Annotated in this window: 24 protein-coding genes and 2 riboswitches; of the genes, 18 read left to right on the top strand and 6 right to left on the bottom strand. The window is 67.5% G+C overall.

Annotation, left to right across the window (positions count from 1 at the left end; translation table 11 throughout):
- The first annotated feature begins 52 nt into the window (after nt 1-52).
- Together groL and WDC87_RS09190 are read left to right on the top strand one after the other, a co-directional pair.
- The gene (gene groL / locus WDC87_RS09195) at nt 53-1,702 is read left to right on the top strand and encodes a chaperonin GroEL (protein WP_005411226.1); all 1,650 of its coding nucleotides are present in this window, start codon (nt 53-55) and stop codon (nt 1,700-1,702) included.
- 137 nt (nt 1,703-1,839) lie between these two features.
- Nucleotides 1,840-2,451 carry a DUF6445 family protein gene (locus tag WDC87_RS09190; RefSeq protein ID WP_061478148.1) on the top strand — a complete coding sequence of 204 codons (612 nt, stop codon included), beginning with the start codon at nt 1,840-1,842 and terminating at the stop codon, nt 2,449-2,451.
- Between the two features lie 71 nt (nt 2,452-2,522).
- Here the strand turns inward: WDC87_RS09190 and WDC87_RS09185 are convergent, their stop codons facing one another.
- Together WDC87_RS09185 and WDC87_RS09180 are read right to left on the bottom strand one after the other, a co-directional pair.
- The gene (locus WDC87_RS09185; protein WP_088496617.1) at nt 2,523-3,683 is read right to left on the bottom strand and encodes a serine hydrolase domain-containing protein; all 1,161 of its coding nucleotides are present in this window, start codon (nt 3,681-3,683) and stop codon (nt 2,523-2,525) included.
- A gap of 68 nt (nt 3,684-3,751) precedes the next feature.
- On the bottom strand, nt 3,752-4,675 hold the full coding sequence (locus tag WDC87_RS09180) for an aspartyl protease family protein (protein ID WP_088496616.1): 924 nt from the start codon (nt 4,673-4,675) through the stop codon (nt 3,752-3,754).
- 106 nt (nt 4,676-4,781) lie between these two features.
- On the opposite strand from WDC87_RS09180, the gene WDC87_RS09175 reads away from it, so the two are divergent.
- From WDC87_RS09175 to WDC87_RS09150, 6 genes are all read left to right on the top strand, one after another.
- Nucleotides 4,782-5,489: a response regulator transcription factor gene (locus WDC87_RS09175; RefSeq protein WP_061478145.1), complete on the top strand. Its 708-nt coding sequence runs from the start codon at nt 4,782-4,784 to the stop codon at nt 5,487-5,489.
- Between the two features lie 32 nt (nt 5,490-5,521).
- Nucleotides 5,522-6,820 (top strand): HAMP domain-containing sensor histidine kinase, encoded by a 1,299-nt coding sequence (locus WDC87_RS09170; protein ID WP_252744782.1) that lies wholly within the window; start codon nt 5,522-5,524, stop codon nt 6,818-6,820.
- Between the two features lie 71 nt (nt 6,821-6,891).
- Entirely contained in the window at nt 6,892-7,392 is a 501-nt protein-coding gene (locus tag WDC87_RS09165; protein WP_252744781.1) for a MarR family transcriptional regulator, read from the top strand.
- Complete coding sequence (locus WDC87_RS09160) at nt 7,389-8,129, top strand: DNA alkylation repair protein (RefSeq protein WP_252744780.1); 741 nt, start codon at nt 7,389-7,391, stop codon at nt 8,127-8,129. The genes WDC87_RS09165 and WDC87_RS09160 overlap by 4 nt, the downstream gene beginning before the upstream one ends.
- A gap of 185 nt (nt 8,130-8,314) precedes the next feature.
- Nucleotides 8,315-8,572, top strand: a complete 258-nt coding sequence (locus WDC87_RS09155; RefSeq protein WP_252744779.1) for a hypothetical protein — start codon at nt 8,315-8,317, stop codon at nt 8,570-8,572.
- 295 nt (nt 8,573-8,867) lie between these two features.
- Entirely contained in the window at nt 8,868-9,941 is a 1,074-nt protein-coding gene (locus WDC87_RS09150; protein ID WP_072167272.1) for a 3-deoxy-7-phosphoheptulonate synthase, read from the top strand.
- A 206-nt stretch (nt 9,942-10,147) separates the two neighbouring features.
- On the opposite strand, the gene WDC87_RS09145 is transcribed toward WDC87_RS09150, so the two are convergent.
- Nucleotides 10,148-10,765, bottom strand: coding sequence for a trimeric intracellular cation channel family protein (locus tag WDC87_RS09145; protein WP_072167270.1), 618 nt, complete (start codon nt 10,763-10,765; stop codon nt 10,148-10,150).
- Nucleotides 10,766-10,849: 84 nt separating this feature from the next.
- A riboswitch (glycine riboswitch) is annotated at nt 10,850-10,953 on the bottom strand.
- 13 nt (nt 10,954-10,966) lie between these two features.
- Nucleotides 10,967-11,056, bottom strand: a riboswitch (glycine riboswitch).
- 40 nt (nt 11,057-11,096) lie between these two features.
- On the opposite strand from WDC87_RS09145, the gene WDC87_RS09140 reads away from it, so the two are divergent.
- The 3 genes from WDC87_RS09140 (at nt 11,097) to WDC87_RS09130 (ending at nt 12,392) form a co-directional block, all read left to right on the top strand.
- Nucleotides 11,097-11,360 carry a GIY-YIG nuclease family protein gene (locus tag WDC87_RS09140; protein ID WP_111008366.1) on the top strand — a complete coding sequence of 88 codons (264 nt, stop codon included), beginning with the start codon at nt 11,097-11,099 and terminating at the stop codon, nt 11,358-11,360.
- Between the two features lie 144 nt (nt 11,361-11,504).
- Complete coding sequence (locus WDC87_RS09135; RefSeq protein WP_252744778.1) at nt 11,505-11,936, top strand: nuclear transport factor 2 family protein; 432 nt, start codon at nt 11,505-11,507, stop codon at nt 11,934-11,936.
- A 3-nt stretch (nt 11,937-11,939) separates the two neighbouring features.
- Nucleotides 11,940-12,392: a hypothetical protein gene (locus WDC87_RS09130; RefSeq protein ID WP_072167267.1), complete on the top strand. Its 453-nt coding sequence runs from the start codon at nt 11,940-11,942 to the stop codon at nt 12,390-12,392.
- A gap of 80 nt (nt 12,393-12,472) precedes the next feature.
- Here the strand turns inward: WDC87_RS09130 and WDC87_RS09125 are convergent, their stop codons facing one another.
- Nucleotides 12,473-13,753, bottom strand: coding sequence for an NAD(P)/FAD-dependent oxidoreductase (locus WDC87_RS09125; protein WP_180868880.1), 1,281 nt, complete (start codon nt 13,751-13,753; stop codon nt 12,473-12,475).
- Between the two features lie 123 nt (nt 13,754-13,876).
- Between WDC87_RS09125 and WDC87_RS09120 the strand changes: the two genes are divergently transcribed.
- Entirely contained in the window at nt 13,877-14,656 is a 780-nt protein-coding gene (locus tag WDC87_RS09120; protein WP_049470953.1) for an NYN domain-containing protein, read from the top strand.
- A 133-nt stretch (nt 14,657-14,789) separates the two neighbouring features.
- Nucleotides 14,790-15,410, top strand: a complete 621-nt coding sequence (locus WDC87_RS09115) for a glutathione S-transferase (RefSeq protein WP_072167265.1) — start codon at nt 14,790-14,792, stop codon at nt 15,408-15,410.
- Nucleotides 15,411-15,492: 82 nt separating this feature from the next.
- Here WDC87_RS09115 and WDC87_RS09110 read toward each other — a convergent pair whose 3' ends face one another.
- Nucleotides 15,493-17,670, bottom strand: coding sequence for a primosomal protein N' (locus WDC87_RS09110; RefSeq protein ID WP_252744784.1), 2,178 nt, complete (start codon nt 17,668-17,670; stop codon nt 15,493-15,495).
- Between the two features lie 413 nt (nt 17,671-18,083).
- Here WDC87_RS09110 and WDC87_RS09105 point away from each other — a divergent pair, with 413 nt between their 5' ends.
- The 4 genes from WDC87_RS09105 (at nt 18,084) to sppA (ending at nt 23,272) form a co-directional block, all read left to right on the top strand.
- Nucleotides 18,084-19,088, top strand: a complete 1,005-nt coding sequence (locus WDC87_RS09105) for a hypothetical protein (RefSeq protein ID WP_088496608.1) — start codon at nt 18,084-18,086, stop codon at nt 19,086-19,088.
- Entirely contained in the window at nt 19,081-19,662 is a 582-nt protein-coding gene (locus WDC87_RS09100; RefSeq protein ID WP_088496607.1) for a DUF3106 domain-containing protein, read from the top strand. Before WDC87_RS09105 ends, WDC87_RS09100 begins: the two co-directional genes overlap by 8 nt.
- Nucleotides 19,663-19,869: 207 nt before the next feature.
- A complete protein-coding gene (locus WDC87_RS09095; protein ID WP_005419642.1) occupies nt 19,870-21,234 on the top strand; it encodes an MATE family efflux transporter in 1,365 nt (454 codons plus the stop codon).
- Between the two features lie 115 nt (nt 21,235-21,349).
- Nucleotides 21,350-23,272 (top strand): signal peptide peptidase SppA, encoded by a 1,923-nt coding sequence (sppA, locus tag WDC87_RS09090; RefSeq protein WP_252744777.1) that lies wholly within the window; start codon nt 21,350-21,352, stop codon nt 23,270-23,272.
- Nucleotides 23,273-23,397: 125 nt separating this feature from the next.
- On the opposite strand, the gene WDC87_RS09085 is transcribed toward sppA, so the two are convergent.
- Nucleotides 23,398-23,610 (bottom strand): hypothetical protein, encoded by a 213-nt coding sequence (locus WDC87_RS09085; protein ID WP_005419638.1) that lies wholly within the window; start codon nt 23,608-23,610, stop codon nt 23,398-23,400.
- A 111-nt stretch (nt 23,611-23,721) separates the two neighbouring features.
- Here WDC87_RS09085 and WDC87_RS09080 point away from each other — a divergent pair, with 111 nt between their 5' ends.
- The gene (locus tag WDC87_RS09080) at nt 23,722-24,498 is read left to right on the top strand and encodes an SDR family oxidoreductase (RefSeq protein WP_014038643.1); all 777 of its coding nucleotides are present in this window, start codon (nt 23,722-23,724) and stop codon (nt 24,496-24,498) included.
- Nucleotides 24,499-24,750 lie beyond the last annotated feature (252 nt).

The raw sequence follows: 24,750 nt of genomic DNA, 5'->3' as shown, positions 1-24,750 counted from the left end.
CCAAACTCCCAGCCGCCGGGCCTCGTCCGGCGCTACCAATGAGGTAAATGCAATGGCTGCCAAGGATATTCGTTTCGGTGAAGACGCCCGTTCGCGCATGGTGCGCGGCGTCAATGTTCTCGCCAATGCCGTCAAGGCCACCCTGGGCCCGAAGGGCCGCAACGTCGTGCTGGAAAAGAGCTTCGGCGCCCCGACCATCACCAAGGACGGCGTCTCCGTCGCCAAGGAAATCGAACTGGCTGACAAGTTCGAGAACATGGGCGCGCAGATGGTGAAGGAAGTCGCGTCGCGCACCAACGACGATGCCGGCGACGGCACCACCACCGCCACCGTGCTGGCCCAGGCCCTGATCCGCGAAGGCGCCAAGGCCGTTGCCGCCGGCATGAATCCGATGGACCTCAAGCGCGGTATCGACAAGGCCGTTTCGGCTGCCGTCGCCGAGCTGAAGAACATCTCCAAGCCGACCGCCGACGACAAGGCGATTGCCCAGGTCGGTACCATCTCGGCCAACTCGGATGAGTCGATCGGCCAGATCATCGCTGACGCGATGAAGGAAGTCGGCAAGGAAGGCGTCATCACCGTTGAAGAAGGCTCGGGCCTGGACAACGAGCTGGACGTGGTCAAGGGCATGCAGTTCGACCGCGGCTACCTGTCGCCGTACTTCATCAACAACCAGCAGTCGCAGACCGCTGACCTGGATGACCCGTTCATCCTGCTGCACGACAAGAAGATCTCCAACGTCCGTGACCTGCTGCCGGTGCTGGAAGGCGTCGCCAAGGCCGGCAAGCCGCTGCTGATCGTGGCCGAGGAAGTTGAAGGCGAAGCGCTGGCGACCCTGGTGGTCAACACCATCCGTGGCATCGTCAAGGTCGTGGCCGTCAAGGCCCCGGGCTTCGGCGACCGTCGCAAGGCGATGCTGGAAGACATGGCCGTGCTGACCGGCGGCACCGTGATCTCCGAAGAAGTCGGCCTGTCGCTGGAAAAGGCCACCATCAAGGACCTGGGCCGCGCCAAGAAGGTGCAGGTCTCCAAGGAGAACACCACCATCATCGACGGCGTCGGCGACAAGGCCAACGTTGATGCACGCGTGGCGCAGATCAAGACCCAGATCCAGGACACCTCCTCGGATTACGATCGCGAGAAGCTGCAGGAACGCGTGGCCAAGCTGGCCGGCGGCGTTGCGGTGATCAAGGTCGGCGCCTCGACCGAAATCGAAATGAAGGAAAAGAAGGATCGCGTCGACGACGCCCTGCACGCCACCCGTGCAGCCGTTGAAGAAGGCGTGGTCCCGGGCGGCGGCGTTGCCCTGGTCCGCGCGATCACCGCGCTGGCCGGCCTGAAGGGTGCCAACGAAGACCAGAACCACGGCATCCAGATCGCCCTGCGTGCGATGGAAGCCCCGCTGCGCGAGATCGTGGCCAACGCTGGCGACGAGCCGTCGGTCATCATCAACAAGGTCAAGGAAGGCACCGGCAGCTTCGGCTACAACGCGGCCACCGGCGAGTTCGGCGACATGCTGCAGTTCGGCATCCTGGACCCGACCAAGGTGACCCGTTCGGCCCTGCAGAACGCGGCCTCGATCGCCGGCCTGATGATCACCACCGAAGCCATGGTTGCCGAAGCTCCGAAGAAGGACGAGCCGGCCATGGGCGGCGCTGGTGGCATGGGCGGCATGGGCGGCATGGGCGGCATGGACTTCTAAGTCCACGCCTCCGGCGTTCGTTGCCGGCCTCGGTCGGCACGCCTTCCCGATGTGATGTAAAGAAGAACCCCGCCGCAAGGCGGGGTTTTTCGTTGCCCGGTTGCCGTCGCCGCAGTGCATCGCTACGCTCGGTAACCATGCCTACCTCGTTCATCGTCGTTGACGACTTCCTTTCTCCCGCCGATGCGCAGGGGTTGCGCCAGGCGGCACTGGGCCTGGACTATCCCGTCCAGGAGGGCGCATTCCCCGGCCGCAATTCACAGCAGCGGCTGGAGTTGGAGGGACTGTCCGGTGCGGTCTCGCGACTGGTCAACGAACCGCTGCGGCCGGTCAACCCGCTGCAGTCGCACGGCAAGTTCCGCCTTACCCTCGCCGGCGACATCGGCCGCGCCAAGGTACACGCCGACCACTCGCACTGGTCGGGCATTCTCTACCTGAGTGCACCGGAGCACTGCGAGGGCGGCACCGAGTTCTTCCGCCATCGCCGTACCGGCACCGAGCGCATGGCCCTGGACGCGGCGGAGCTGGCCGCATTGGGCTACGCCAACGGCGGCGACATGCATCGCGACATCATCGAGCGCGACAGCAACGACGACAGCCAGTGGGAAATGACCATGCGCATTCCGATGCGCTTCAACCGGCTGGTGCTGCTGCGGCCCTGGTTCTGGCACACCGCCGGGCCAGCGTTCGGTGATCGACCGGAGAATGGCCGGCTGGTATACCTGATGTTCTTCGAGCAGGCGCGTTGAAGAGTGCCATCCACGCTTGGCGTGGATGCTCCTCTCCCAGCCGCGTTCGCCATGCAGGCGTCATCGCACCCTCATTCGACGAATGCCTTCGCCGCACCATACTCCCACTGCCACGGCACGCCGGTATCGCCCAGTACGAATGCCACCAGTGCCGGGAACGCAGCTTCCGCCCGTACATCGTTGCCCAGAATCACCACGCAGCGTTTATACCGTTCGATGCACACCAGCGTGTTGCCGACCGCATCGTCGTGGCCGCCCTTGTAGAAGCCTGCGCCCTGCGGGCCGCGGAACGTCACCACGCCCAGGCCCGCGGCCAGATCCTTGCGTTGCTGCGCCACGGGCAGCTCCGGCTGCAGCGTGGGGAACTGGCTGGCGGTGGTGATCGGCAGCTGCGGCCGCACCAGTTCCCTGCGCATTGCAGGCGACAGCCCATCGCCGCGGACATAGCCGGCGGCGAAGCGCGCCATGTCGGCGATGGTGGTATCCATCGAACCGGCCGCACGCACGCGGCTGCGTTCATCGTGCGGCTCGACCGTGCCTTCCGCTGTCCAGCCATCGGCCAGGTTGGCGGCGAAATCCTCACGCCACATCATGCTGGTGCGGACCATGCCGAAGCGGTCGAATACCTGCCGCTGCATCAATGCACCCACGTCCTGGCCAAGCCGTCCACGCTCGATCACGAACTGCAACAGGATCAGCCCTTCGCCGGAATACCCATAACGACTGCCCGGATCGAAGTGGAACTTCAGGCGGCCATCGGGTTCCAGGAACCCGAAGTTGGCGAAGCCACTGGAATGGTTGAGCAGCAAGCGCGGAGTGAGCTGGCGCCAGCGCGCATCATCGGCCAGTACGCTGTAGTCGGCGTACTTCTTCGGCTCCGGCGGGTAGTCCGGCAGCGGCTTGTCCAGCGCCGTGGCGATGCTGGCGTCCAGCTCGATCCGCGCGTCCTGGGCAAGCTGTGCGACCAGGTGGCCGAACGCCATCTTGGTCAGCGAGGCGGCGTACATCACGGTATCGGTGCGCAGCGGCTCGCCTGCGGCGTTGCGTTCGCCGTAGGCGGCCACGTGTACCACCTTGCCGCCATCGATCACCGCCAGCGCCATCCCGCGCGCATGCGCCGCCTGCATCAGCCGCTGTGCTTCGGCATCGATGCGCGCGGGCGAGGGTAGCGGCGGCGCGGCCAGCACGGCCGGCGGGAGCAGCGTCAGCAACAGCAGGACAGCACGGCGCATGCGTGGAACTCCTGGCGGGACGTGGCGCGATGCTACGCCTGCCAGCTCCCGCCGTCATGCGCCGGATGTCAGCCGGGTCGGTGCAGGCAGATCCGCGCGGCACCCGCACCGATGTCCACCTGGCCACCGCGCATCGCGTCGGCACCGAGGATCAAGGCCGGTCGCGCCTCCAGGCCGATCGCCCTGAACACCGGCAGTTCGCTGATCCGGACCTCCATCGGCGGGTGCTGCCAGTTGCCGCCGGTCATGCCGGGCAGGGTGTACAGCCAGGTTGCCTGTGCACCGCCACCCAGCCCCTCGGTGCCCTCTTCACGTGCACGCACCCGAGCATCGCTGCCGTCGGTGCGCAGGCCCAGTGCGCGGGCTGCTTCGGCGTTGAGGACGGTCTGCGCGGCACCGGTGTCGACCACGGCGATGGCATCCACGCCGGGCGTACCCAAGGCAAGCGAGATGAAGCCGAACTGGCGCAGGCCGTCATCGCGGCCGGGCAGCGCATTGGGTTGGCAACCCGGCCCTTCCAGGTCCAAGCCGCCGGGTGTCCACAGCGCCAGTTGATTGCGGCCGAAGTCCCAACGGGTGTCCCAGCGCCCGGTCAGGTCGTTGCCGATCAAGCCGTCAATGGCCGGATCATCGCCCTTCGCCAGCGATGACAGGTCGACCTGCATGCCGCTGGCCTTCAATTGCCAGCTGCCCAGCTGCCACGCTGTGCTGCGCATGCGCTGCAACTGCGCCGCCTTCGCGCTCGCGCCTTGGGCCTGCGACACTGCCGCTTCCGCATCCTGCAAACCGTAGCGCCGCACTACGCGTGCATCGACCAGGGTTGCCCCGGCGGCACTGTCGACCACGAAGCGCAGCGGCTCTGAACGCCCGTCCAGCGAGACGGCCACTGCCGGATGACCGCCCTGCATCCACATCGGCAGGACGTGCTCGGCGGCATCGGAGGCGAGCGCCGGCAAGGGGATGGCGAACAGGGGCAGCAGGAACAGGCGCAAGGGGAGACTCCGCAGTGATCGTGGGCGGCCATTGGCGCGCAGCGGCGTATCACCGCGATATCGGCATTGATACCGTCCTGATACACAGGTGCGGGATACTGAGGCAATGAACACTCCCATCCGCGTCATCGTCGTCGATGACGATGCCAGCATTCGTGACGCCATCGCCGACCACCTGCTGCTGCACGGCTACCAGGTGCGTGTGGCGGCGGATGCAACAGCGCTGGACGTGTTGCTGCAGGTTGAACGTCCTGACCTGATCATCCTCGACTGGATGATGCCCGGTGAGGATGGCCTGTCGGTATGCCGCCGGCTGCAGGCGCGGGCGATCCCGATCCTGATGCTGTCGGCGATGGGGGCCGCGCCGGATCGCGTGATCGGCCTGGAGATGGGCGCGGACGACTACCTGGCCAAGCCGTTTGACCCGCGCGAGCTGTTGGCGCGGGTACGCGCGCTGCTGCGCAGGCAGGACAAGCTGCGCGCACAGGTGGCCAGCGAGCTGCGGTTTGATGGCTGGCGATTGCTGCCTGACCAGCGTCGCCTGTTCGCGCCGGATGGCGCCGAACTGGTGCTGAGCCGCGGTGAATTCTCCCTGCTGCTGGCACTGGCTGAACGTCCCGGGCGGGTGCTGGCGCGCGAACAGCTGCTGCAGTTGAGTCGCGGCGAAGCCAGCGACAGCGTGGACCGTGCCGTCGATCTTGCGATCAGCCGCCTGCGCCGCAAGCTCGGGCAGGCCGCGTCCGGCGCTGAAGCCCTTGTGCAGACACTGCGTGGCGAAGGGTACCGCTTCAACGCGGAGGTAGGGGTGTTGTGAGCAGCCGGTGGTCAACCACCCGCTGGATCGCGATGCTGGCCTTGGCCAGCCTGCTGCTGGCAACCCTGGTCAGCGTGGCGGTAGTGGGGTGGATGCCCCGGCCCGCGCCGCCACCGATGCGGCTGGACCATGCGATGCAGGTGCTGCGTGGGGAACAGGCGCCGGCGCCACTGGGATTGCATATGTCGACGCAGGACGCGCCACCCCGGGGCAGCGCCAGTGACTGGCTCACCCAGTTGGCGGCGCTGCAGATGGACCTGCCGGCCAGAAATGTACGCCTGGTGTGGACGGGGCAGGGCAGGGCGCCCGATGTGCAGGTCATCGAGGGTGGCGCGGTACTGGACGCCTCCGCTCGTGCTGGCGTGCTGAAATCGCAGGCCGCGTTGCTGACCGCCATGCAGTGGCCGCCGTTCGAACTGGGGATGCGGCAAGCCGATGGCCGATGGCGGGTGGTCGGCAGCGACCACAGTGACCTGGCGGCCTGGCGCCGCCAGGTGATGCTCGCCCTGCTGGGCGGTGCGATCCTGCTGGCCCCTCTGGCGGCGTGGGCGTCGATCCGGTTGGGGCGCCCGCTGCGACGCCTGGCTGAAGCCAGCGCACGGGTCGACCTGCAGGCCGAAACGCCGTTGCCTGATGACGGTCCACGCGAAGTGCAGGTACTGGCCACAGCGATCAGCACCGGTCGCGAACGTCTGCGCGCCCAGGCACGGGACATGACGCATATGCTGGCGGCCGTGGCGCATGACCTGCGCACGCCCTTGACCGGCCTGCGCCTGCGCGCGGAGTTCGCTCCCGCGCCACAGGCCGCCAGGATGGTGGCAGACATCGAGCGCATGGATACGATGATCGAGCAGGTGCTCGACTACGCACGCGGTGAGCTGCAGCCGTTGCAGATGCGGATGCTGGATCTTTCAGCGCTGCTGGAGGACTGCGTGCAGGCGGCGCTGCTGCGCGGGGTCGACATTTCCCTTCAGGGCCCGGATACGTTGCCGTGGCATGGCGATGCGCTGCTGCTCCGGCGCGCGGTCGACAACCTCATCGACAACGCCGAGCGCTACGCGGGCGACGTGGAGCTGTGGGTCGCCACGGCGGGTGATGGAGTGCAGCTGGACGTGATGGACCGCGGCCCTGGCATCGCCGAGATCGATCGCGCACGCCTGCTGCAACCGTTCCAGCGCAGCGAGGGCTCGCGTAGCCGCGCCACCGGGGGCGCCGGACTTGGACTGGCCGTGGCTACCAACGTGGCGAAGCGCCACGCGGGCGAACTTCAGCTGTTGCACCGCGAGGGCGGGGGGCTGATCGCGCGGCTGCTGCTGGGGCGCACTTCCTGAGTCAACTCCGATTTGCTTCCACTGGCCGCTCCTCCATATGATTAGGCGCCTAATCATGAGGTGAGGAAAGGATGATCGAAGCCAAGCATCAGGCGTTGCTGGAGGAAGCGCAGCGGCGCGGCCACGCCAACATCGCGCAGCTGCGCCTGTGCTTCCAGCTGCTCTCGTTGTCCTCGTCGATCGATCGCGACTGCGCTGCACGGTTGGCATTGCACGGGCTCAGCGAGGGTCGCTTCATCGTGCTGTTCCTGCTGCACGGGGCCTGCGGCGCACTGGCGCCGCACGCGCTGGCCGAGCGCGCTGGCGTGACCCGGGCCACCATCAGCGGCCTGCTCGATGGCCTGCAGCGCGAAGGCCTGCTGCAGCGTCGCAGCGATGACGAGGATGGCCGTCGTCTGCAGATCGTGTTGACCGCACCGGGCAAGCGTTTGGCCGAGTCGCTGTTCGAGCGGCATACTCAATGGATCAGCGGCCTGTTCAACGGCCTGGATGCTGATGAACGGCAGCAGCTGTCACAACTGCTGCACAAGGTCTGGCAGCACACGGACACCGGGCGGGAAGCCGCCGCATGAGCACGCCCATTCCCGCGGAACGGCTGCGTGCACTCAACAGCGGTGGTGCCGCTGCCACGCATCTGGCCGAATGCCTGGCAGTGGATTTCGCCGCGCTGTTGCAGGGGGTGGCACCTGTGCTCGAGCCGGAAGCGCTGCAACGTATGCGCGACGCCTCCGGCAAGGGCATCACCCAGCGCATGGCGCTGGCGGCGCGGTTGCTGCACGAAGCCGGCCAGGGTGATCCCGCGCACTGGCAGGCACACGTATCAGACACCGTGCGTGGCTGGGCCTGCTACCTGATTGGCAGCGATGCCGGCGCGGCGCTGCCGGCCAAGCTGCGGGCGATGCGTCCGCTGGCTGACGACCCGCACTTCGGCGTGCGCGAATGGGCATGGCTGGCGCTGCGCAGCGACATCGTTGCCGCACCGTTGCAGGCGCTTGAGTACCTGCAGGTGTGGACGCAGGAAGCATCGCCTTACCTGCGCCGCTTCGCCTGCGAAGCGCTGCGCCCACGAGGCGTGTGGTCCACGCATATCGCGCTGTTCAAGCAGCATCCAGAACTCGCGTTGCCGATGCTGGAAGCAATGGCCAACGACCCGGAGCGCTACGTGCAGGACTCGGTCGGGAACTGGCTCAACGATGCCGGCAAGACTCAACCGCAGTGGCTGCGTGAGCTGTGCGCACGATGGCAACAGCAGCACCCTGGCGATGCCAATGCCTACATCCGCAAACGCGCCATGCGCTCGTTGCGGTAGTGCCGGCCGCTGGCCGGCAACCTCATCAACCTCAAGGAAGGCCTTCCATGTCCTACACCCTCATCGAGCTCTACACCGCTCTGGCCACCTTGTAACAGCGCCTCCGGAGGCGCATGGCACATGCGTCTGTCACCCGGACGCGGTAAACAGGACATTGCCCATGTCCATCCGCAGGGAAGTTGATCATGCAGAGCACGCTCCAGGTAACGCTGTACGGCCCGCAGGGCGATACGCCGGCACTGCAGCTGCCGCAGATGGAAGGGCCCTCGGTGGCCATCCCGGAAGCGGTACTGCGCCGGCTGGTGTCCGATCTCTACACCATCCGTTCCCTGCTCAATCCCGAGCAGCTGGACGAGGCCCGGCAGGAGCTGGACCGCGTGCTGGAGCGCTGGGCCGACATCCACGAAGGCCTGCTGCTGGACGTGGAAGTGCATGGAAGATGAGCGACCTTGCACGGCGGCCACCGCGTGGGCTGCGCGGTCAGGCGCATCACTGAACCGCGCGCCCAGTTGCGGATGAAACATTTTGCACTGCGCAAAAGCTGTGCTATCAATAGATCCCATGAACGCAGCCGCCACCCGCTTTTACTGGTATTACTTTCCGAAGCCACTGGCGGAGGAAGGACTGCGCTCACCCTGAAGAAAGCTTCAGACGCATTCCCGAAAGCCGCCAGCGAACCTGGCGGCTTTTTTCATGCCGCCACGCTGGGGACCCCCAACGTTCCGGAGATCTCCTGCAATGCCCCCGCACACCGACGACCTGCGTATCCGCACCATCGAACCGCTGACACCGCCCGCCCAGCTGCTGGCGATGCTGCCCTGTGACGATGAGGCTTCCGACACCGTCAGCGCCTCGCGCGCGGCCCTGCACCAGATCCTGCACGGCCGTGACGACCGCCTGGCGGTGGTGGTGGGCCCGTGCTCGATCCACGACCCGAAGGCCGCCATCGAGTACGCCCAGCGCCTGAAGCCGCTGCGCGACGCGCTGGCTGGCGAGCTGGAAATCGTCATGCGCGTGTACTTCGAGAAGCCGCGCACCACGGTGGGCTGGAAGGGCCTGATCAACGACCCGGACCTGGACGGCAGCTTCAGGATCGACAAGGGCCTGCGCGTCGCCCGTGGCCTCCTGCGCGACATCAACAAGCTCGGCCTGCCGGCCGGTGTTGAATTCCTCGATGTGATCTCGCCGCAGTACATCGCCGACCTGGTGGCATGGGGCGCGATCGGCGCACGCACCACCGAAAGCCAGGTGCATCGCGAGCTGGCTTCGGGGCTGTCGTGCCCCGTCGGCTTCAAGAACGGCACCGATGGCAACGTGAAGATCGCCGCCGACGCGGTGGGTGCGGCATCCAACCCGCATCATTTCCTGTCGGTCACCAAGCAGGGCGGCACTGCCATCGTGTCGACCACCGGCAACCCGGATTGCCATGTGATCCTGCGCGGTGGCAAGCAACCGAACTACGACGCTGGCAGCGTGGCTGAGGCCTGCCAGGTGCTGGCCAAGGCCAAGCTGCCGGCGCGCCTGATGATCGATGCCAGCCATGCCAACAGCCTGAAGAACCCCGAGAACCAGCCGAAGGTGATCGACGACATCGCCGCTCAGATGGAAGACGGCGAACAGCGCATCGTGGGCGTGATGATCGAGAGCCATCTGGTCGGGGGCCGCCAGGAACTGGTGGAAGGCCAGCCGCTGGTCTACGGGCAGAGCATCACCGATGGCTGCATCGACTGGGACACCACCGTGACCGTGCTGGAGCGACTGGCTGCGGCCGTGCGTGCCCGTCGTGAAGTGAAGGTGTCCGAAGCGGCGTGAATGAAGCCGCCTGATGGCGGCACGTGTGTGGATGGCGGCCAGCGCCTGCGGGGGTGCGGCCGCGATCAGGGCCGGCCGGAGTTGGAGACCGGCCCATCTGCACCGGCGATGCGCCTGGCGCTGCGCATGAGCGACAGCGCCAGGTACATCGCCGGGGTGGTGCAGTCGATCCGCGCCCAGCATGGAACCCCAGGCGAACGCGAACCTCAATGCACTTCGTCGTGGTACACGAACTTCGGCATTTCCCAGCGGTAGTGGATCGCCATCAGGCGCAGCGCGAAGCCGCCGCCGAGGCAGCACAGGATCGCGGTGGCGTCGGCCACGCCCCACTGCAGCAGCAACAGATACGCCGCGCCGGTCAGCAGCGCGATGATCGCGTACAGCTCCTTCTGGAAGATCAGCGGCACCTCGTTGCAGAGGATGTCGCGCAGCACGCCGCCGAACGCCCCGGTCAGCATGCCGGCGATCAGCACGATCGGCATCGCATGGCCGGCTTCCCGCGCGATCGAGCAGCCGATCAGGGTGAAGGCGATCAGGCCCAGTCCGTCGAGTACCAGGAAGGTGCGGCGGAAGTGGTGCATCCAGCGTGCCACCCAAGTGGCGATCAGCGCCGCGCATACGGTGAACCCCAGGTACTCGGGATGCTTCACCCAGCCCAGCGGGTAGTGGCCGAGCAGGATGTCGCGCAGTGATCCACCACCGAGGGCAGTGACACAGGCGATCATGACCACACCGAACAGGTCCATGCGGCGGCGGCCGGCAGACAGTGCACCGGTCATGGCTTCGGCGGAAATGGCAATCAGGTAGATGATGGACAGCAGCATGGAACAGGCTCCGGGCGCGGTGGGGCCGGCCATGCGCAACTGCCACCACTGCCTGCGCAATGACGGGATGACGATGACCGGTGCCGCTCCCGCTGTCCTTTTGCCTGAGAGTTCAGCGGTGTTGGCCGCGTGCCCCTTCGGCGGATCGTCCCGGGCATGCCCGGTGACCTCTCTCCAGCTCGGCGAGTCGAATGCATGGTTGGTGGGATTCCAGCCCACCGGCCTGAGCGATCATGGGAGCCTGCGCCTTCGGCGGGCGCCAGCGCGGCGCCTCTCTCCTGCATTCGGGCGCCAGTATATCCGCTGCAGTGCAGCACGGCATAATCCAGGCATGGCCCCTTCCGCCCGCCCGTGGTTCCTGTACCTGCTCGAATGCCGCGATGGCAGCTATTACGCCGGCATCAGCACCGACGTGGACGCGCGTTTCGCCGCCCACCAGGCCGGCAAGGGCGCGCGCTACACCCGGGCCCGGCCACCGCTGCGCGTGCTGGCCGTGCGCGAATACCCGGACCGGGCCGCCGCCTCACGCGCCGAGTGGCAACTCAAGCAGCAGCCCCGCGAACGCAAGCTGGCCTGGCTGCAGGCGCTCTTGTAGAGCCGAGCCCACGCTCGGCTGTTGTTGCTGCTGCCTGATGGTGAAGCCGAGCATGGGCTCGGCTCTACAGTAGATCCACGCCGTGCGTGGATGGGCTACCCGGCCCATGCGATGATCGCCCCGCGCCCAGAGCTGGAGACCCGGATGTCGACGATCGCCCTGCTGTTCGCTCTTTCCGCAGCAACGAGCCCTGCCGCCGACCCGGCCACCCTCGCGGCCATCGAAGCCACCTGCCATGACTACGTCTATGGCCAGCTGGAGGCGGACCCACAGCGCGTCGCCCGTTCCCTGCACCCGGACCTGGCCGAGCGCGCTGTGCTCGGCGATACACCCGACGAACGCCTGGGCCTGCGCCGGATGTCGAAGGAAGAACTGGTCTTGCTGACGAAGCAGGGCGCGTTGAAGACCCCGAAGGATCAATGGGATCGTCGCTGCACGGTGCTGGACGTGACCGGCAACGCGGCCTCGGTGCGGCTGGAGACCCCGTGGTTCGTCGATTACTTCCATATGGGGCGCTTCGACCAGCGCTGGGTCATCGTCAACGCGTTGTGGTATCCAAAGCCGAAGGCACAGTGAGCGATGCGTGCCGCCGGCAAAGCATGGATCTCTGTCGTCGTGCTGGTCGCCGGCATCGCGCTGTTGCCTGGCCTGCTGTACCTGCTCGGGCTGGCATTGGCAGGCGGTCGGCCGAAGCCGGCCGAACGCGCGCCCAGTGGTGTGGCAGCGTGCAGCAGCGAACCACGGGCGGGATTCCAACCGATGAATCCCTGGCACTTCACCGCTGAGTCTTTTGACAAGGACGGAATGAAGAAGATGCCCGAAGTGGAGCGGGAGGCCTTCTGGATTGCCCGGCGCCACCTGTGGCGGCAACCGCAGCGCGGCATGCTGCGCTGGCATCTCAGCAGTACCGCATTGACGATCTGGATCACCCGGCATTGGAGTACCGCGCAGATTGCCGACACCGCGAGGAAGGAGGACTTCTGCCGGACCTGGTCGAAACGGCGGGTGTCCGGTGGCCCGATGAACCAGTAGATCCACGCCATGCGTGGAGGGTGTTGACGAGGTCAGAGCCCTTTCCTGCGGAAAGGGATCCGACCCCGTTGCGTGCAGCCCTACCGCCTTGGCCGCCGGTCGTCGCGGTCATCACCGAAGATGATGCGCGCACTGCGCTGGTAGCTCCAGTACGCGACCGCCCAGTTCAGCAGCACCACGATGCGGTTGCGGAAGCCGATCAGGAAGAACACATGCGCGGCCAGCCAGAACCACCACGCCAGCACACCCGACAACTGCAGGCGGCCCAGGTGCACGATCGCGGCCATGCGGCCGATGGTGGCGAGGTTGCCGTAGTCGGCGTACTTGAACGGACCGGGCTCGGGCTTGCCGTGCAGCCGTGCGCGGATCACCTCGGCCACGTACTTGCCCATCTGCTTGGCGGCCGGTGCCACACCGGGAACCGGCTTGCCGTCGGCCTGGCTCAGTGCGGCCAGGTCGCCGGCCACGAACAGCTCCGGGTGATCGGGCAGGGTCAGGTCCGGTTGCACCGGCACGCGTCCGGCGCGGTCCAGTGGCACGTCCAGCGTGCGCGCCAGCGGTGAAGCGGCCACGCCGGCGGCCCAGACCACGGTGCGCGCCGGTATGAACTGTTCGCCGAGCTTGAAGCCCTGGCTGTCGATGTCGCTCACCGGGGTTCCGGTCAGCACTTCCACGCCCAGCTTTTCCAGTTGGCGGCGCGCCTTCAGCGAAAGCACATCCGGGAACGAGGACAGCACGCGCGGCCCAGCCTCGACCAGCCGCACCCTGGCGCTGGCCGGGTCGATGTGGCGGAATTCGTTGCGCAGCGTGTGGCGCGCGATCTCGGCCAGGGTGCCGGCCAGTTCGACACCGGTGGGACCACCACCGACGATGGCGAAACTCAGCCACGCCGCCTTCTTCGCCGGATCCGGTTCAGCCTCGGCGCGTTCGAACGCCAGCAGCAGCTTGCGGCGCAGCGCGATGGCATCGTCCAGCGTCTTCAGGCCGGGCGCATCATCGGCCCACTGATCGTTGCCGAAGTAGGCGTGGGTGGCGCCGGTGGCCAGCAGCAGGCTGTCGTAGTCCAGCGTGCTGCCATCGGCCATGCGGATCTGCCGCGCCTGCTTGTCGATGGCCACCACTTCGCCGAGGCGGACTTCCACATTGCGCTGGTGGCCGAGGATGTGGCGCAGCGGTGCGGCGATATCCGGCGCGGACAGGCCGGCGGTGGCCACCTGGTACAACAGCGGCTGGAACAGGTGATGGTTGCGGCGATCGACCAGGGTGATGCGTATGCGCTCGCGGGCCAGGGCACGGGTGGCCCAGAGACCGGCAAAACCGCCGCCGACAACGACCAGGTGGGGAACGCGTTCGCGACTCATCGACTCACTCCAGTGGGGGCATCGGGGGAAGCGCCTGGCATCTTCGCACGGCGGCCACCTGTCACGTCAGCGCCGGCCCGGATCGGCGATACTCGGGTTCAGGCAACGGCCCGTGAGGAGCCCATGAGCGAACCGGAAAAGCGCATCGCCCTGTTGATCGACGCCGACAATGCGCCGGCCTCGAAGATCGACGAGGTCCTGGCGGAAGTCGCCCGCTACGGCGTGGCCAACGTGCGCCGTGCCTACGGCAACTGGAAGAGCCCGCGACTGAAGGGGTGGGAAGCGGTGCTGCATGAGTATGCGATCCGCCCGATCCAGCAGTTCGCCTACAGCAAGGGCAAGAACGCTTCGGACATGGCGATGGTGATCGATGCCATGGACCTGCTGTACGCGCGCAACCTTGATGGCTTCGCCATCGTCTCCAGCGATGCGGACTTCACCCCGATGGTGATGCGCCTGCTGACCGATGGCGTGAAGGTATATGGCTTCGGCGAGAAGAAGACGCCCGAGCCATTCGTCAATGCGTGCTCGAAGTTCACCTACCTGGAGGCACTGGGCCAGACCCATGCCAGCGTGCCGGATGCCGAACAGGCGTCCAGCGAGCAGGCCTCGAACGAGCCGGTGGCCAACGACGATGCCCGGCCACGCAAGAGCGGTGCGGAAATGCGCAGTGACACCCGGCTGGTGAAGATGCTGCGCCGTGCGGTGTCCGCGGCCGAGGGTGAGGATGGCTGGTCGCACCTCGGCCCGGTCGGCAGCCAGATCGGCAACCAGGCTTCGTTCGATCCGCGCAACTATGGCTACGGCAAGCTCAGCGACCTGCTGGCGGCGATCGGCCTGTTCGAGCTGAAGAAGGATGGCAAGTCCTCCTACGTGCGCGCGCTGCCAAAAAAGAACCGGTAGTGCCGGCAAAAGAACCGGTAGTGCCGGCCGCTGGCCGGCATGCTACAGACGCAAGATCCCGCATCCGGCACGCACACACCCGTAACGATCAGGCGTATCGTTGCCGCTCGCATTGCCAGCAAAGGAAACCCGCATGTTGAAGATCTGGGGCCGCCGCAATTCCAGCAACGTCCGCAAGGTGCTGTGGTGTGCTGAGGAAATCGGCCTGCCGTACGAATCCATCGAGGTCGGTGGCAGCCACGGCGGCACGCAGACGCCGGAGTACCAGGCGATGAATCCCAACGGCCTGGTGCCGGTGATCGAAGACCACGGCCTGCCGCTGTGGGAATCGAACGCCATCGTGCGCTACCTGAGCGCCCGCTACGCGCTGGGCACCCTGTACGCCGAGGACCCGATGGAACGCGCCCAGGCCGAGAAGTGGATGGACTGGAGCACTTCGCGGATGGCGCCGCTGTACAGCGACCTGGTCTGGGGCATCATGCGCACCGCGCCGGCCGACCGCGACGAAGCGCGGATCAATGCCGCCATCGTGCGCGCCGGTGACTACCTGGCGATGGCCGACGCCACCCTGGCCAGGCAGCCGTGGCTGTCGGGCGAGACGTTCGCGATGGGCGACATCCCGCTGGGCTCGCTGGTCTATGCCTGGTTCGAACTGCCGATCCAGCGACCGGAGCTTCCGCACCTGGCGGATTGGTATGCGCGCCTGCGCGAGCGGCCGGCCTACCAGCGCGGCGTGATGTCGCCGCTGACGTAAGCACTGCCCGGTACTGAAACGCAGCCGAGCACGGCTCGGCTCTAAGGTAGTGCCGAGCCATGCTCGGCAGTGCTCTACGGGATCAATACAGGTCCGTTGGATCCACATCCAGCGACCAGCGCACCTTGCGCGCTTCCGGCAGCGCATAAAGCTGCGGCACCAGCTGCGCGAGCACGCCATGCAAGGGTGGCCGCTGCGGCGCCGACAGCAGCAGCTGTGTGCGCTGGTAGCCCGCGCGCCGCGGCATCGGCGCCGGCATCGGGCCGTACGCCTCCACCCCGTTCTGCTCGCCCAGCAGCTGCCGCGCAGCCAGCAGGAACGCATTGGCATGCTCCACCTGCTGCGCTTCGGCGCGCATCAACGCCAGGTGCGCGAACGGGGGGAACCCTGCGGCTTGCCGCTGGTTCAACTCGGCCTGCGCGAACGGGTGGTAGCCACCGCTCACCAGGGTTTCCAGCAGCGGGTGACCCGGGTGATGGGTCTGCAGCCAGACCTCGCCGGGGTCACGTGCACGCCCGGCGCGACCGGCCACCTGGATCAGCTGCTGCGCGAGTTTCTCACTGGCGCGGAAGTCAGCGGAGAACAGGCCTTCGTCGATGCCGACCACCACCACCAGGGTCAGCTTCGGCAGGTCGTGGCCCTTGGCCAGGATCTGCGTGCCGACCAGGATGCCGGGCTGGTCGCCCAGTTTCGCCAGCTGCTGTTCCAGCGCATCGCGGCGTGAGGTGGTGCCACGGTCGATGCGCACCACCGGGAAATCGGCGAAGGCGGCGGTGAGGTGTTCTTCCAGGCGTTCGGTGCCGATGCCCTGCGGCTGCAGCGCCAGGCTGCCGCAGGCCGGGCATGCCAACGGCGCCGGTTGGCGCGCGCCACAGTGGTGGCACTGCAGGCGTCGGCCGCCACCATGCACGGTCATCGGCGCATCGCAGCGCTGGCACGGCGCGGTCCAGCCGCAGTCGTGGCACAGCAGCACCGGTGCATAGCCGCGGCGGTTCTTGAACACCAGCACCTGCTGGCCACGCTGCAGGTGTTCGCCGATGCCGGCCAGCACATCGGCCGAGAGGCCATCGTGCAGCGGCCGCTTGCGTACATCGAGGATGCGCACGCGCGGTGGCCGTGCATCGCCGGCGCGCTGCTTCAGGCGCAGGTGCGTGTAGCGCCCGGCGTAGGCGTTATGCAGCGTTTCCAGCGAAGGGGTGGCACTGCCGAGCAGCACCGGAATGCCCAGTGCCTTGGCCCGGACCAGGGCGAAATCGCGCGCGTGGTAACGGATGCCGTCCTGTTGCTTGTAGCTGCCGTCGTGTTCCTCGTCGACGATCAGCAGGCCAGCCTGCGGCAATGGCGTGAACACCGCCGAGCGGGTGCCGACGATGACCCGTGCTTCGCCACGCGAGGCGGCCGCCCAGACGCGCGCGCGCTCGTTGTCGTTCAACCCCGAATGCAAGGCGTGCACGGCGATGCCCAGGCGGCCGCGGAAACGTGCCAGGGTCTGCGGGGTCAGGCCGATTTCCGGCACCAGTACCAGCGCCTGCCTGCCCTGCGCCAGGCAATGGATGATCGCCTGCAGGTAGACCTCGGTCTTGCCGCTGCCGGTCACGCCGTCCAGCAGGAACGGCTGGAAGCCGTCGGCAGCGTTGATCGCAGCCACCGCCCCGGCCTGGTCCGGGTTGAGCGTGGGGCCGGGCAGCGGCTGCGCATGCTGCGGTGCCACCGTCATCGCCACGCGCTCGGCCAGCGCGCGCTTGGCCAGGCTGCGTGCAGCGGTGCGCCAGTCGGCCATGCGTTCGCCGAGCACGTCCTCATCCACGATCGCTCCGGCCAGCAGCTCGGCCAGCTGCCGCGGACGGCTGCCGGCGCGCAGCTTTTCGCGCTGGGCGTGGCCTTCGGTGGTCAGCTGCCAACCCCAGTGATGTGTGTCGGGCAGGGCCTCGCCATGGCGCAGCGGTCCGGGCAGGGCGGTGCTCAGCACCTCACCCAGCGGCGCATGGGTGTAGCGCGCCAGCCACTGCAGGCTCTGCCAGAGTTCGCCCTGCAGCAGCGGCTGCCGGTCGCACCAGGCCAGCGCCTGGCGCAGTCCCTGGCCGTCGTCGGTCTGGCCGTGGCCAGCCACCACGCCGACCAGCTCGCGGTTGCCGAACGGCACCTTCAGGCGGCAGCCGACCGCGGCCGTGGGGCCATCGCCCTCCGGCGACAGGTAGTCGAACAGACGGGGCAGGGGGACGGGCAGGGCGACCTGCAGGGTCGGAATGGGTGAAAGCATCGGGCCAGTGTAACGGGCCATGCACGCGCGAATGGCAGGGGGCAGACGTGCCCGGGCGACGACCGTTGAATCATAAATGTCACCTAAATATCGGTGTCCATTGGAGATTCAGTCTTATCCACATGTTCTGTGGATAACGTTGTGCGTTACCGGTCGACGGGAACGCAGGAGGCCGATGGCGACGAGCTCACGCTTGTGTTGGTCAAAAAATCGCCACACTTGAAAGGCATTCAAAATCAACAACTTGAGTGTGAAACATTGCTGAAACAGAGTGAATTCAGCTGCATGCCGCAATTTCCCGCGCGGGGAGCGTGGTGCTGTGCACAACCTGCAGCACGAAGTGCCTGTGGGCGCAAGTCCTACGGGTGCCGATGGGCTGCCGCTATCATGCCGGCAGACCTTTGGAGTGACCGATGACGGCTGTGCCCGCCCCTGTTTCCTCGACCGCGGCCGGCGCGCTGTCGGCGTTCCTGCGTGGCGTCGAACGCCGCGCCCTGGTGGTGGCTGAACTGCAGTGCGGCGATGCCGCGCGTGCCGAGCAGACCCTGGTGGCAGTGATGCGCGCGTTTGCGGCGGTCGCCAGCGACCTGCCGATGGCGCAATGGCCGACCCGCTTCTGGACCCTGCTGGGCCAGCGCCAGGCGCTGCGCGAGCCGGCGGGCGGGCAGTGGGCGCCGTCGTTGGCCGCGTTGGGCGCGATGCCGCCACTTCCACGACTGGCGCTGCTGCTGCGGGTGGGCGGCAGCCTGGACGAGGGCATCGCCATGCGCGTGCTCGACCAGGACGAGGCCGGCTACCAGCACCTGCTGGCCGATGCCTGCCCGCGTGACGCCCAGGGCCGGCCCGATGCCGTGGCCTGGCGCCAGTTGGCCGAGCAGGTACAGGCGCGTGTCCGTGACCTGCCGGCCGCGCGCCTGCAGCAACTGCAGCAGCCGGCCGCACCCACCACCCACAATGAAGCACCGGCCTCCAGCTGGCGCGCACCGCAGCGGGACGAGCGTGCGGCCGCCAACGCCAAGCGCCGTCGGGCGAGTGCCAAGCCGCGCTGGCGCGGTCCGCTGATCCTGTTGGCGACCGTGGCGGTGCTGCTGGCCGCGGCGCTGGGTTGGCGCTACCTGCAGGGACATTCGTTCGGCAGCGATGCACCCTTGCCGGAGGGCGTGGTGGGCGAAGCCGGTCCGGTGACCGTGGAAGCCCTGCCACCGAGCAAGGTCGACGCCACACCGGACGCGGGCCAGGCGCAAGCCAATGATGACGCAGCGATGCTGGCAGACCGCGACTACCCGCTGGTCGCCGATGCCGACCTGTACGCGTGGACTGCCGCGGGCGGCCCGCTGCCGGTGGATGAATCGCAAGCCAAGCCGAGCCGGCCGGAGCCGGCCAGTGCCACGCTGGAAACGGCTGCCGCCGATGAATAAGTCCGTGCTCGCCAGCCTGCTGCTGGCCCTGCCGCTGTCGCTGTCCGCCGCACCGCAGCCGTTGAGTGTGCCGTTGCCGCCACCAGTTCCGGGCAGTTCGCCGGCCACGCCGGCGTCGGCCGCTGCAACAGCACCTGCGGAATTCGCCCAGCTGGATACGCAGCAGCAGCGACAGCGCCGTGCCGACTACGCCGCTTGGCGCGCATTGCCGGAAGCAGAGCGCGAGCGCATCCGTCAGGCGGCTGCGCGCTTCAATTCGCTGCCGGCCGATCAACAGCAGCGCATGCGGCAGCAATTCCAGGCGCAGGATCAGGCGTTCCGCGACGGATGGCGGCTGGGCCCGCAGCTGGGCCTGGAATTCCCCAAGCTGCACGGACTGTTCGGATTCGTGCCACCGGAGCAACGCGAGACCGCGCTGGCCGTGCTGCGCCAGCTCAACCCGGCGCAGCTGGCCCAGCTGGCCCTGGTCGCGCAGCGCACGCCGCCGCAGGAACGCGACACGGTACGCAGCGCCTTCCTCGCCGTGCCCGCCGCCGAGCGCGACTGCTGGCTGAAGCGCCAGGCCGGCCAGTAGAAAAGGGGACGGAGGGGATTAAGTCGCATTCGGCACTGACTGGCCTGATACGACTTAATCCCCTCCGTCCCCTTTTTTGTGTGGGGCGGCTGAAACCCAGCATTCACGCCATGTCATGGGAATGCAGGCGCCGCCCGCGTAAGATGAGCGCCCGCAACCCGGTGCCTGTGCCCTTCGCGCGCAACCGCAGTTCGCGTCAAGCACCTTATGTCTACTGCAACCTCCACGCCGCGCTTCAGCAAGGAAGTCGGCGCCACCGGTCTGCTCGCCCTGCCGCTCGTGCTGGGCCATGTGTCCACCGGTCTGATCTCCTTCGTCGACAACGTGATTGCCGGCCACCACGCTACGGCGACCCTTGCCGCAGTCACCATCGGTACGGCGCTGTTGTGGCTGCCGATGTTGATTCCGATCGGCACCCTGATCTCGCTCACCGCTTCGGTGTCGCAGCTGCACGGCGCCGGCCGCGAGCGCGAGATCGGCCCGCTGTTCCGCCAGGCACTGTGGCTGGCGCTGGGGCTGGGGCTGATCATGTTCACCTTCCTCACCGTGGTGCCGCCGCTGCTGCCGGCCTTCGGCATCGCGCCGGACATCGTGCCGGGGGCGACCGCGTTCCTGCATGCGGTGCGCTGGGGCGGCCCGGCGCTGACCCTGTACTTCTGCATGCGTTATCTCAGCGAGGGCATGCACTGGACGTTGCCGACCATGCTGCTCGGCTTCGGTGGCCTGCTGGTGCTGGCACCGATGGGCTACGTGCTGGCCAATGGCAAACTCGGCTTCCCGGAGTTGGGGGCCGAGGGCCTGGGCATCGCTTCGGCGGTGATGATGTGGCTGCAGGCAACCGCATTCGCCCTGTATCTGTGGCGGACCAAGCGCTTCGCCCATCTGCAGCTGTTCTCGCACTTCGAGGGACCGCGCTGGAAGGCGATCTGGGAGCTGCTGCGCACCGGCCTGCCGATCGGCATCACCGTGCTGATGGAAGGCGGCCTGTTCATCGTCACTGCCTTGCTGATCGGCCGCCTGGGTGCCAATGAAGCGGCGGCACACCAGATCGCCATCAACGTCGCGCAGCTGTGCTTCATGATCCCGATGGGCGTGGCCGAGGCCACCACCGTGCGCGTCGGCCATGCGGTCGGCCGTGGTGACGGCTTCGGCGTGCGGCGTGCGGCCTGGGCCGGCTACGCGATCATCATGGGCACGCAGACGTTGTCAGCGGCGGTGCTGCTGTTCGGCCACGATGCCATCGTCGGTGTGTACACCAACGACCTGGCAGTGGCCGGCCTGGCCTCGACCCTGCTGCTGTACGCGGCCACCTTCCAGTTCCCGGACGGCATCCAGGTGCTGTCGGCGGGCGCGCTGCGCGGCCTCAAGGACACCCGCGTGCCGATGTTCATCGCCATGTTCGCGTACTGGGGCCTGGGCATGCCGCTCGGCGCCGGGCTCGGCCTGGGGCTGGGCATGGGCCCGCAGGGCATGTGGATCGGCCTGATCGTCGGCCTGACTGCCGCTGCCATCCTGATGGGCTGGCGCCTGCGCCGCAGCAGCCAGCGCATCGGGCAGTCCGCGCTGTCCTGATCTTCCTGCCCGCCATGCCGACCCATGGCGGGCGATCCCCTGACTTGTGTCCGATGCCGCATCACGCGGCACCGGCTATGCTGGTACCACGGCAAGAAGCCATCCGGAGCGTTCCATGAATCAACCCGTGCCCCCGCTGCCCCCGGCGCGTCGCAACCCCGTCGCCAGTTTCTTCATCGGGCTGTGGGACGTCATGAACTTCACCCGCCGGTTGATCCTCAACCTGGTGTTCTTCGGCCTGCTGTTCCTGCTGCTGGTGATGTTCGTCATCGCCGCCGGCATGGGCGCCGGTGCCAGCAAGTCGCTGCAGGACCGCACCACCCTGGTGATCGCGCCGGAGGGCCGCCTGGTCGAGCAGTTCAGTGCCGATCCGGTCAGCCGCGCACTGGCCAAGGCAGTGGGTGACAACGGTGCCGAAGAGATCCAGCTGCGCGATCTGCTGCGGGTGATCGAGTCGGCCAAGGACGACAAGAAGATCGAGCGCGTGGTGCTGGAGCTGGACAAGCTGCAGCCGTCCGGCTTCGCTTCGCTGCGCGAAGTGGCCGCCGCGCTGCAGGATCTGCGTGCCTCCGGCAAGCAGCTGGTGGCCTACAGCGAGAGCATGGGCCAGTCGCAGTACCTGCTGGCCGCGCAGGCCGACGAGGTCTACCTGGACCCGATGGGTTCGGTCGTGCTCGAAGGCCTCGGCCGCTACCGCCAGTACTTCCGCACCGGCCTGCAGGACAAGCTGGGCGTGGACGTGCACCTGTTCAAGGTGGGCGAGTACAAGTCCGCGGCCGAACCGTACGTGCTCGACGCCGCGTCGCCGGCCTCCAAGGAAGCCGACCTGTTCTGGATGAACGATGTGTGGCAGCGCTATCTGGGCGACATCGCCAAGGCGCGCCGCCTGGATCCGGCGCAGCTGGCTGCCGGCATCGACACGCTGCCGGAAGGCATTGCCGCCGCCGGTGGCGACCTGGCCAAGTTCGCGCTGCAGCAGACGCTGGTGACCGCGCTGAAGACCCGCGAGGAATTCGAGGATCTGATGATCGAGCGCGGCGTGGCCGACGAAGATGCCGACGGTGGTTTCCGCAACGTCGACTTCGGCCGCTATCTGGCCCTGCTCGACGCGCGCCGCAACCCGGTGGACTCGCGTCCGCAGGTGGCCGTGGTGGTGGCTGCCGGCGAGATCAGCGGTGGCGACCTGCCGGCCGGCCGCATCGGCGGCGAGTCGACCTCAGCGCTGTTGCGCGCCGCGCGCGACGACGACAACGTGAAGGCCGTGGTGCTGCGCGTCGATTCGCCGGGCGGCGAGGTGTTCGCCTCCGAGCAGATCCGCCGTGAAGTGGTGGCGCTGCAGGCTGCCGGCAAGCCGGTGGTGGTGTCGATGGGCGACCTGGCTGCCTCCGGTGGCTACTGGATCAGCATGAATGCCGATCGCATCTACGCCGATCCGTCGACCATCACCGGTTCGATCGGCATCTTCGGCATGGTGCCGAACTTCAGCCGCGCGCTGGACAAGATCGGCGTGCACACCGATGGTGTCGGCACCACCCGTTTCGCCGGTGCATTCGATGTCACCCGCCCGATGGACCCGGCCGTGGGACAGGTCATCCAGTCGGTGATCAACAAGGGCTACGCCGACTTCACCGGCCGCGTCGCCGACGCCCGCAAGAAGCCGGTCGAGGCGGTGGACGAGGTGGCTCGCGGCCGCGTGTGGAGCGGTGCGCAGGCCAAGGAACGCGGCCTGGTCGATGCCTTCGGTGGCCTGAAGGATGCCGTGGCCGACGCTGCCAGCCGTGCCAAGCTGGGCAAGGCCGACGCTTATCGCGTGCGCTACATCGAGAAGGCGGCCACGCCGTTCGCACAGTTCGTCAGCGGTTTCGCCGGCAGCCGCGCCGGTGCCTGGATGCTGTCCGATTCGGGCATGGCGCGGATGATGCTGGCACGCACGATGCCGGAAGTGGACACGCAGCTGCGCTTCGTCGAGAACGCGGCCCGCGAGAAGGGCAATGGCGCACCGGTGAAGGCGCTTGCTTACTGCTTCTGCGGGTTCTGACGGAAGCCATCCACGCAGGGCGTGGAACTACTGGACAGCGAAACGCCCGGCCTTGGCCGGGCGTTCTCGTTCATGGGGTCTGATCCCTTGGCTTCGCAAAGGGCTCTGACCCCATAGGCCACTCGTCATCGCGCCGCGTCGGCCTCGGCCTTGCGCTCGCGTGCGGCGGCTTCATCCACGGCCTTCTGCGCGCCCTTGGCGCGGTCCAGCGGCTCCTGCATCGCATGCGACATCGCTTTGGGTACCGGTGGCTTCTCCGGGTTCGGCGTCGGCGGACGCTGGCAGGCCACCAGCTGCACGATGGCCAGCAGGGACAAGAACAGGATCAGGATGCGCATGGCGGTACTCCGCGGTGGGCGTTCGCGCAGTGTCGCATCTCCGGCAACGCCCTGCCGTGAGCGCGTATCCTTGCGGCATCGAAACACAGCGGGCGCGGCCCCGGAGGACACATGACCCAGCAACGGTGGCGCCTGGACGGCCAGACTGCCCTGATTACGGGCGCCAGCGCCGGCATCGGCCTGGCCATCGCGCACGAACTGGCCGGCCTCGGTGCCGACCTGATGATCGTGGGCCGTGACATCGATATGCTGGAGACGGCGCGCGACGAACTGCTGGACGTGTATCCGCAGCACCAGGTGCACGCGCTGGCTGCCGATGTCTCCGATGACGAGGACCGCCGGCAGATCCTGGACTGGGTGGAAGACCACAGCGATGGCCTGCACATCCTGGTCAACAACGCCGGTGGCAACGTCACCAAGGCGGCCACGGAGTATTCCGAGGACGAATGGCGCAAGATCTTCGAGACCAACCTGTTCTCGGCCTTCGAGCTGTCGCGCTACGCGCATCCGCTGTTGGCGCGGCATGCGTCGTCGTCCATTGTCAACGTCGGCAGCGTGTCCGGCCTGACCCACGTGCGCAGTGGCGTGGTCTATGGCATGACCAAGGCCGCGATGCACCAGATGACGCGCAACCTGGCCGTCGAGTGGGCGGAGGATGGCATCCGGGTCAACGCGGTGGCGCCCTGGTACATCCGCACGCGGCGCACGTCCGGTCCGTTGTCGGACCCGGACTACTACGAGGAAGTCATCAATCGCACGCCGATGCGTCGTATCGGCGAGCCGGAGGAAGTGGCTGCCGCGGTAGGCTTCCTGTGCCTGCCGGCGGCCAGCTATGTCACCGGCGAGTGCATCGCCGTGGATGGTGGTTTCCTGCGCTACGGGTTCTGATCATGCGGTGGTAGTGGCGGGGGCGGGGGGGGCCCCCCCCGCGGCTTCTGGGGTTTTAATTTGTCGCCCACCGCCCCGGCCAACCCCCCGCGCTACACACCGCAAACTGGCCTTTTTTGCGCTCACCAACCCCAACAAACACTTCGCGATCTCGCCCGGGGGGTTTGGGGGTTTCAGCGCCGCGGTACAGCCCAGGGCCCCCGCCGCGGCGGAGTCTATTTTGGCATTCGTTGTCCGGGGGCTGTACTCGCG

This window comes from Stenotrophomonas maltophilia group sp. Smal12, assembly GCF_037079935.1.
Taxonomy (GTDB): domain Bacteria; phylum Pseudomonadota; class Gammaproteobacteria; order Xanthomonadales; family Xanthomonadaceae; genus Stenotrophomonas; species Stenotrophomonas sepilia.
Note: the sequence above shows the minus strand (reverse complement) of the source record. Positions and strands in the feature narration are given on the sequence as shown.

Coding starts and splice junctions, on each gene's coding strand:
- groL (WP_005411226.1), top strand. CDS start 53: ATGGCTGCCAAGGATATTCGTTTCGGTGAAGACGCCCGTTCGCGCATG.
- WDC87_RS09190 (WP_061478148.1), top strand. CDS start 1,840: ATGCCTACCTCGTTCATCGTCGTTGACGACTTCCTTTCTCCCGCCGAT.
- WDC87_RS09185 (WP_088496617.1), bottom strand. CDS start 3,683: ATGCGCCGTGCTGTCCTGCTGTTGCTGACGCTGCTCCCGCCGGCCGTG.
- WDC87_RS09175 (WP_061478145.1), top strand. CDS start 4,782: ATGAACACTCCCATCCGCGTCATCGTCGTCGATGACGATGCCAGCATT.
- WDC87_RS09170 (WP_252744782.1), top strand. CDS start 5,522: ATGCTGGCCTTGGCCAGCCTGCTGCTGGCAACCCTGGTCAGCGTGGCG.
- WDC87_RS09165 (WP_252744781.1), top strand. CDS start 6,892: ATGATCGAAGCCAAGCATCAGGCGTTGCTGGAGGAAGCGCAGCGGCGC.
- WDC87_RS09160 (WP_252744780.1), top strand. CDS start 7,389: ATGAGCACGCCCATTCCCGCGGAACGGCTGCGTGCACTCAACAGCGGT.
- WDC87_RS09155 (WP_252744779.1), top strand. CDS start 8,315: ATGCAGAGCACGCTCCAGGTAACGCTGTACGGCCCGCAGGGCGATACG.
- WDC87_RS09150 (WP_072167272.1), top strand. CDS start 8,868: ATGCCCCCGCACACCGACGACCTGCGTATCCGCACCATCGAACCGCTG.
- WDC87_RS09145 (WP_072167270.1), bottom strand. CDS start 10,765: ATGCTGCTGTCCATCATCTACCTGATTGCCATTTCCGCCGAAGCCATG.
- WDC87_RS09140 (WP_111008366.1), top strand. CDS start 11,097: ATGGCCCCTTCCGCCCGCCCGTGGTTCCTGTACCTGCTCGAATGCCGC.
- WDC87_RS09135 (WP_252744778.1), top strand. CDS start 11,505: ATGTCGACGATCGCCCTGCTGTTCGCTCTTTCCGCAGCAACGAGCCCT.
- WDC87_RS09130 (WP_072167267.1), top strand. CDS start 11,940: ATGCGTGCCGCCGGCAAAGCATGGATCTCTGTCGTCGTGCTGGTCGCC.
- WDC87_RS09125 (WP_180868880.1), bottom strand. CDS start 13,753: ATGAGTCGCGAACGCGTTCCCCACCTGGTCGTTGTCGGCGGCGGTTTT.
- WDC87_RS09120 (WP_049470953.1), top strand. CDS start 13,877: ATGAGCGAACCGGAAAAGCGCATCGCCCTGTTGATCGACGCCGACAAT.
- WDC87_RS09115 (WP_072167265.1), top strand. CDS start 14,790: ATGTTGAAGATCTGGGGCCGCCGCAATTCCAGCAACGTCCGCAAGGTG.
- WDC87_RS09110 (WP_252744784.1), bottom strand. CDS start 17,670: ATGCTTTCACCCATTCCGACCCTGCAGGTCGCCCTGCCCGTCCCCCTG.
- WDC87_RS09105 (WP_088496608.1), top strand. CDS start 18,084: ATGACGGCTGTGCCCGCCCCTGTTTCCTCGACCGCGGCCGGCGCGCTG.
- WDC87_RS09100 (WP_088496607.1), top strand. CDS start 19,081: ATGAATAAGTCCGTGCTCGCCAGCCTGCTGCTGGCCCTGCCGCTGTCG.
- WDC87_RS09095 (WP_005419642.1), top strand. CDS start 19,870: ATGTCTACTGCAACCTCCACGCCGCGCTTCAGCAAGGAAGTCGGCGCC.
- sppA (WP_252744777.1), top strand. CDS start 21,350: ATGAATCAACCCGTGCCCCCGCTGCCCCCGGCGCGTCGCAACCCCGTC.
- WDC87_RS09085 (WP_005419638.1), bottom strand. CDS start 23,610: ATGCGCATCCTGATCCTGTTCTTGTCCCTGCTGGCCATCGTGCAGCTG.
- WDC87_RS09080 (WP_014038643.1), top strand. CDS start 23,722: ATGACCCAGCAACGGTGGCGCCTGGACGGCCAGACTGCCCTGATTACG.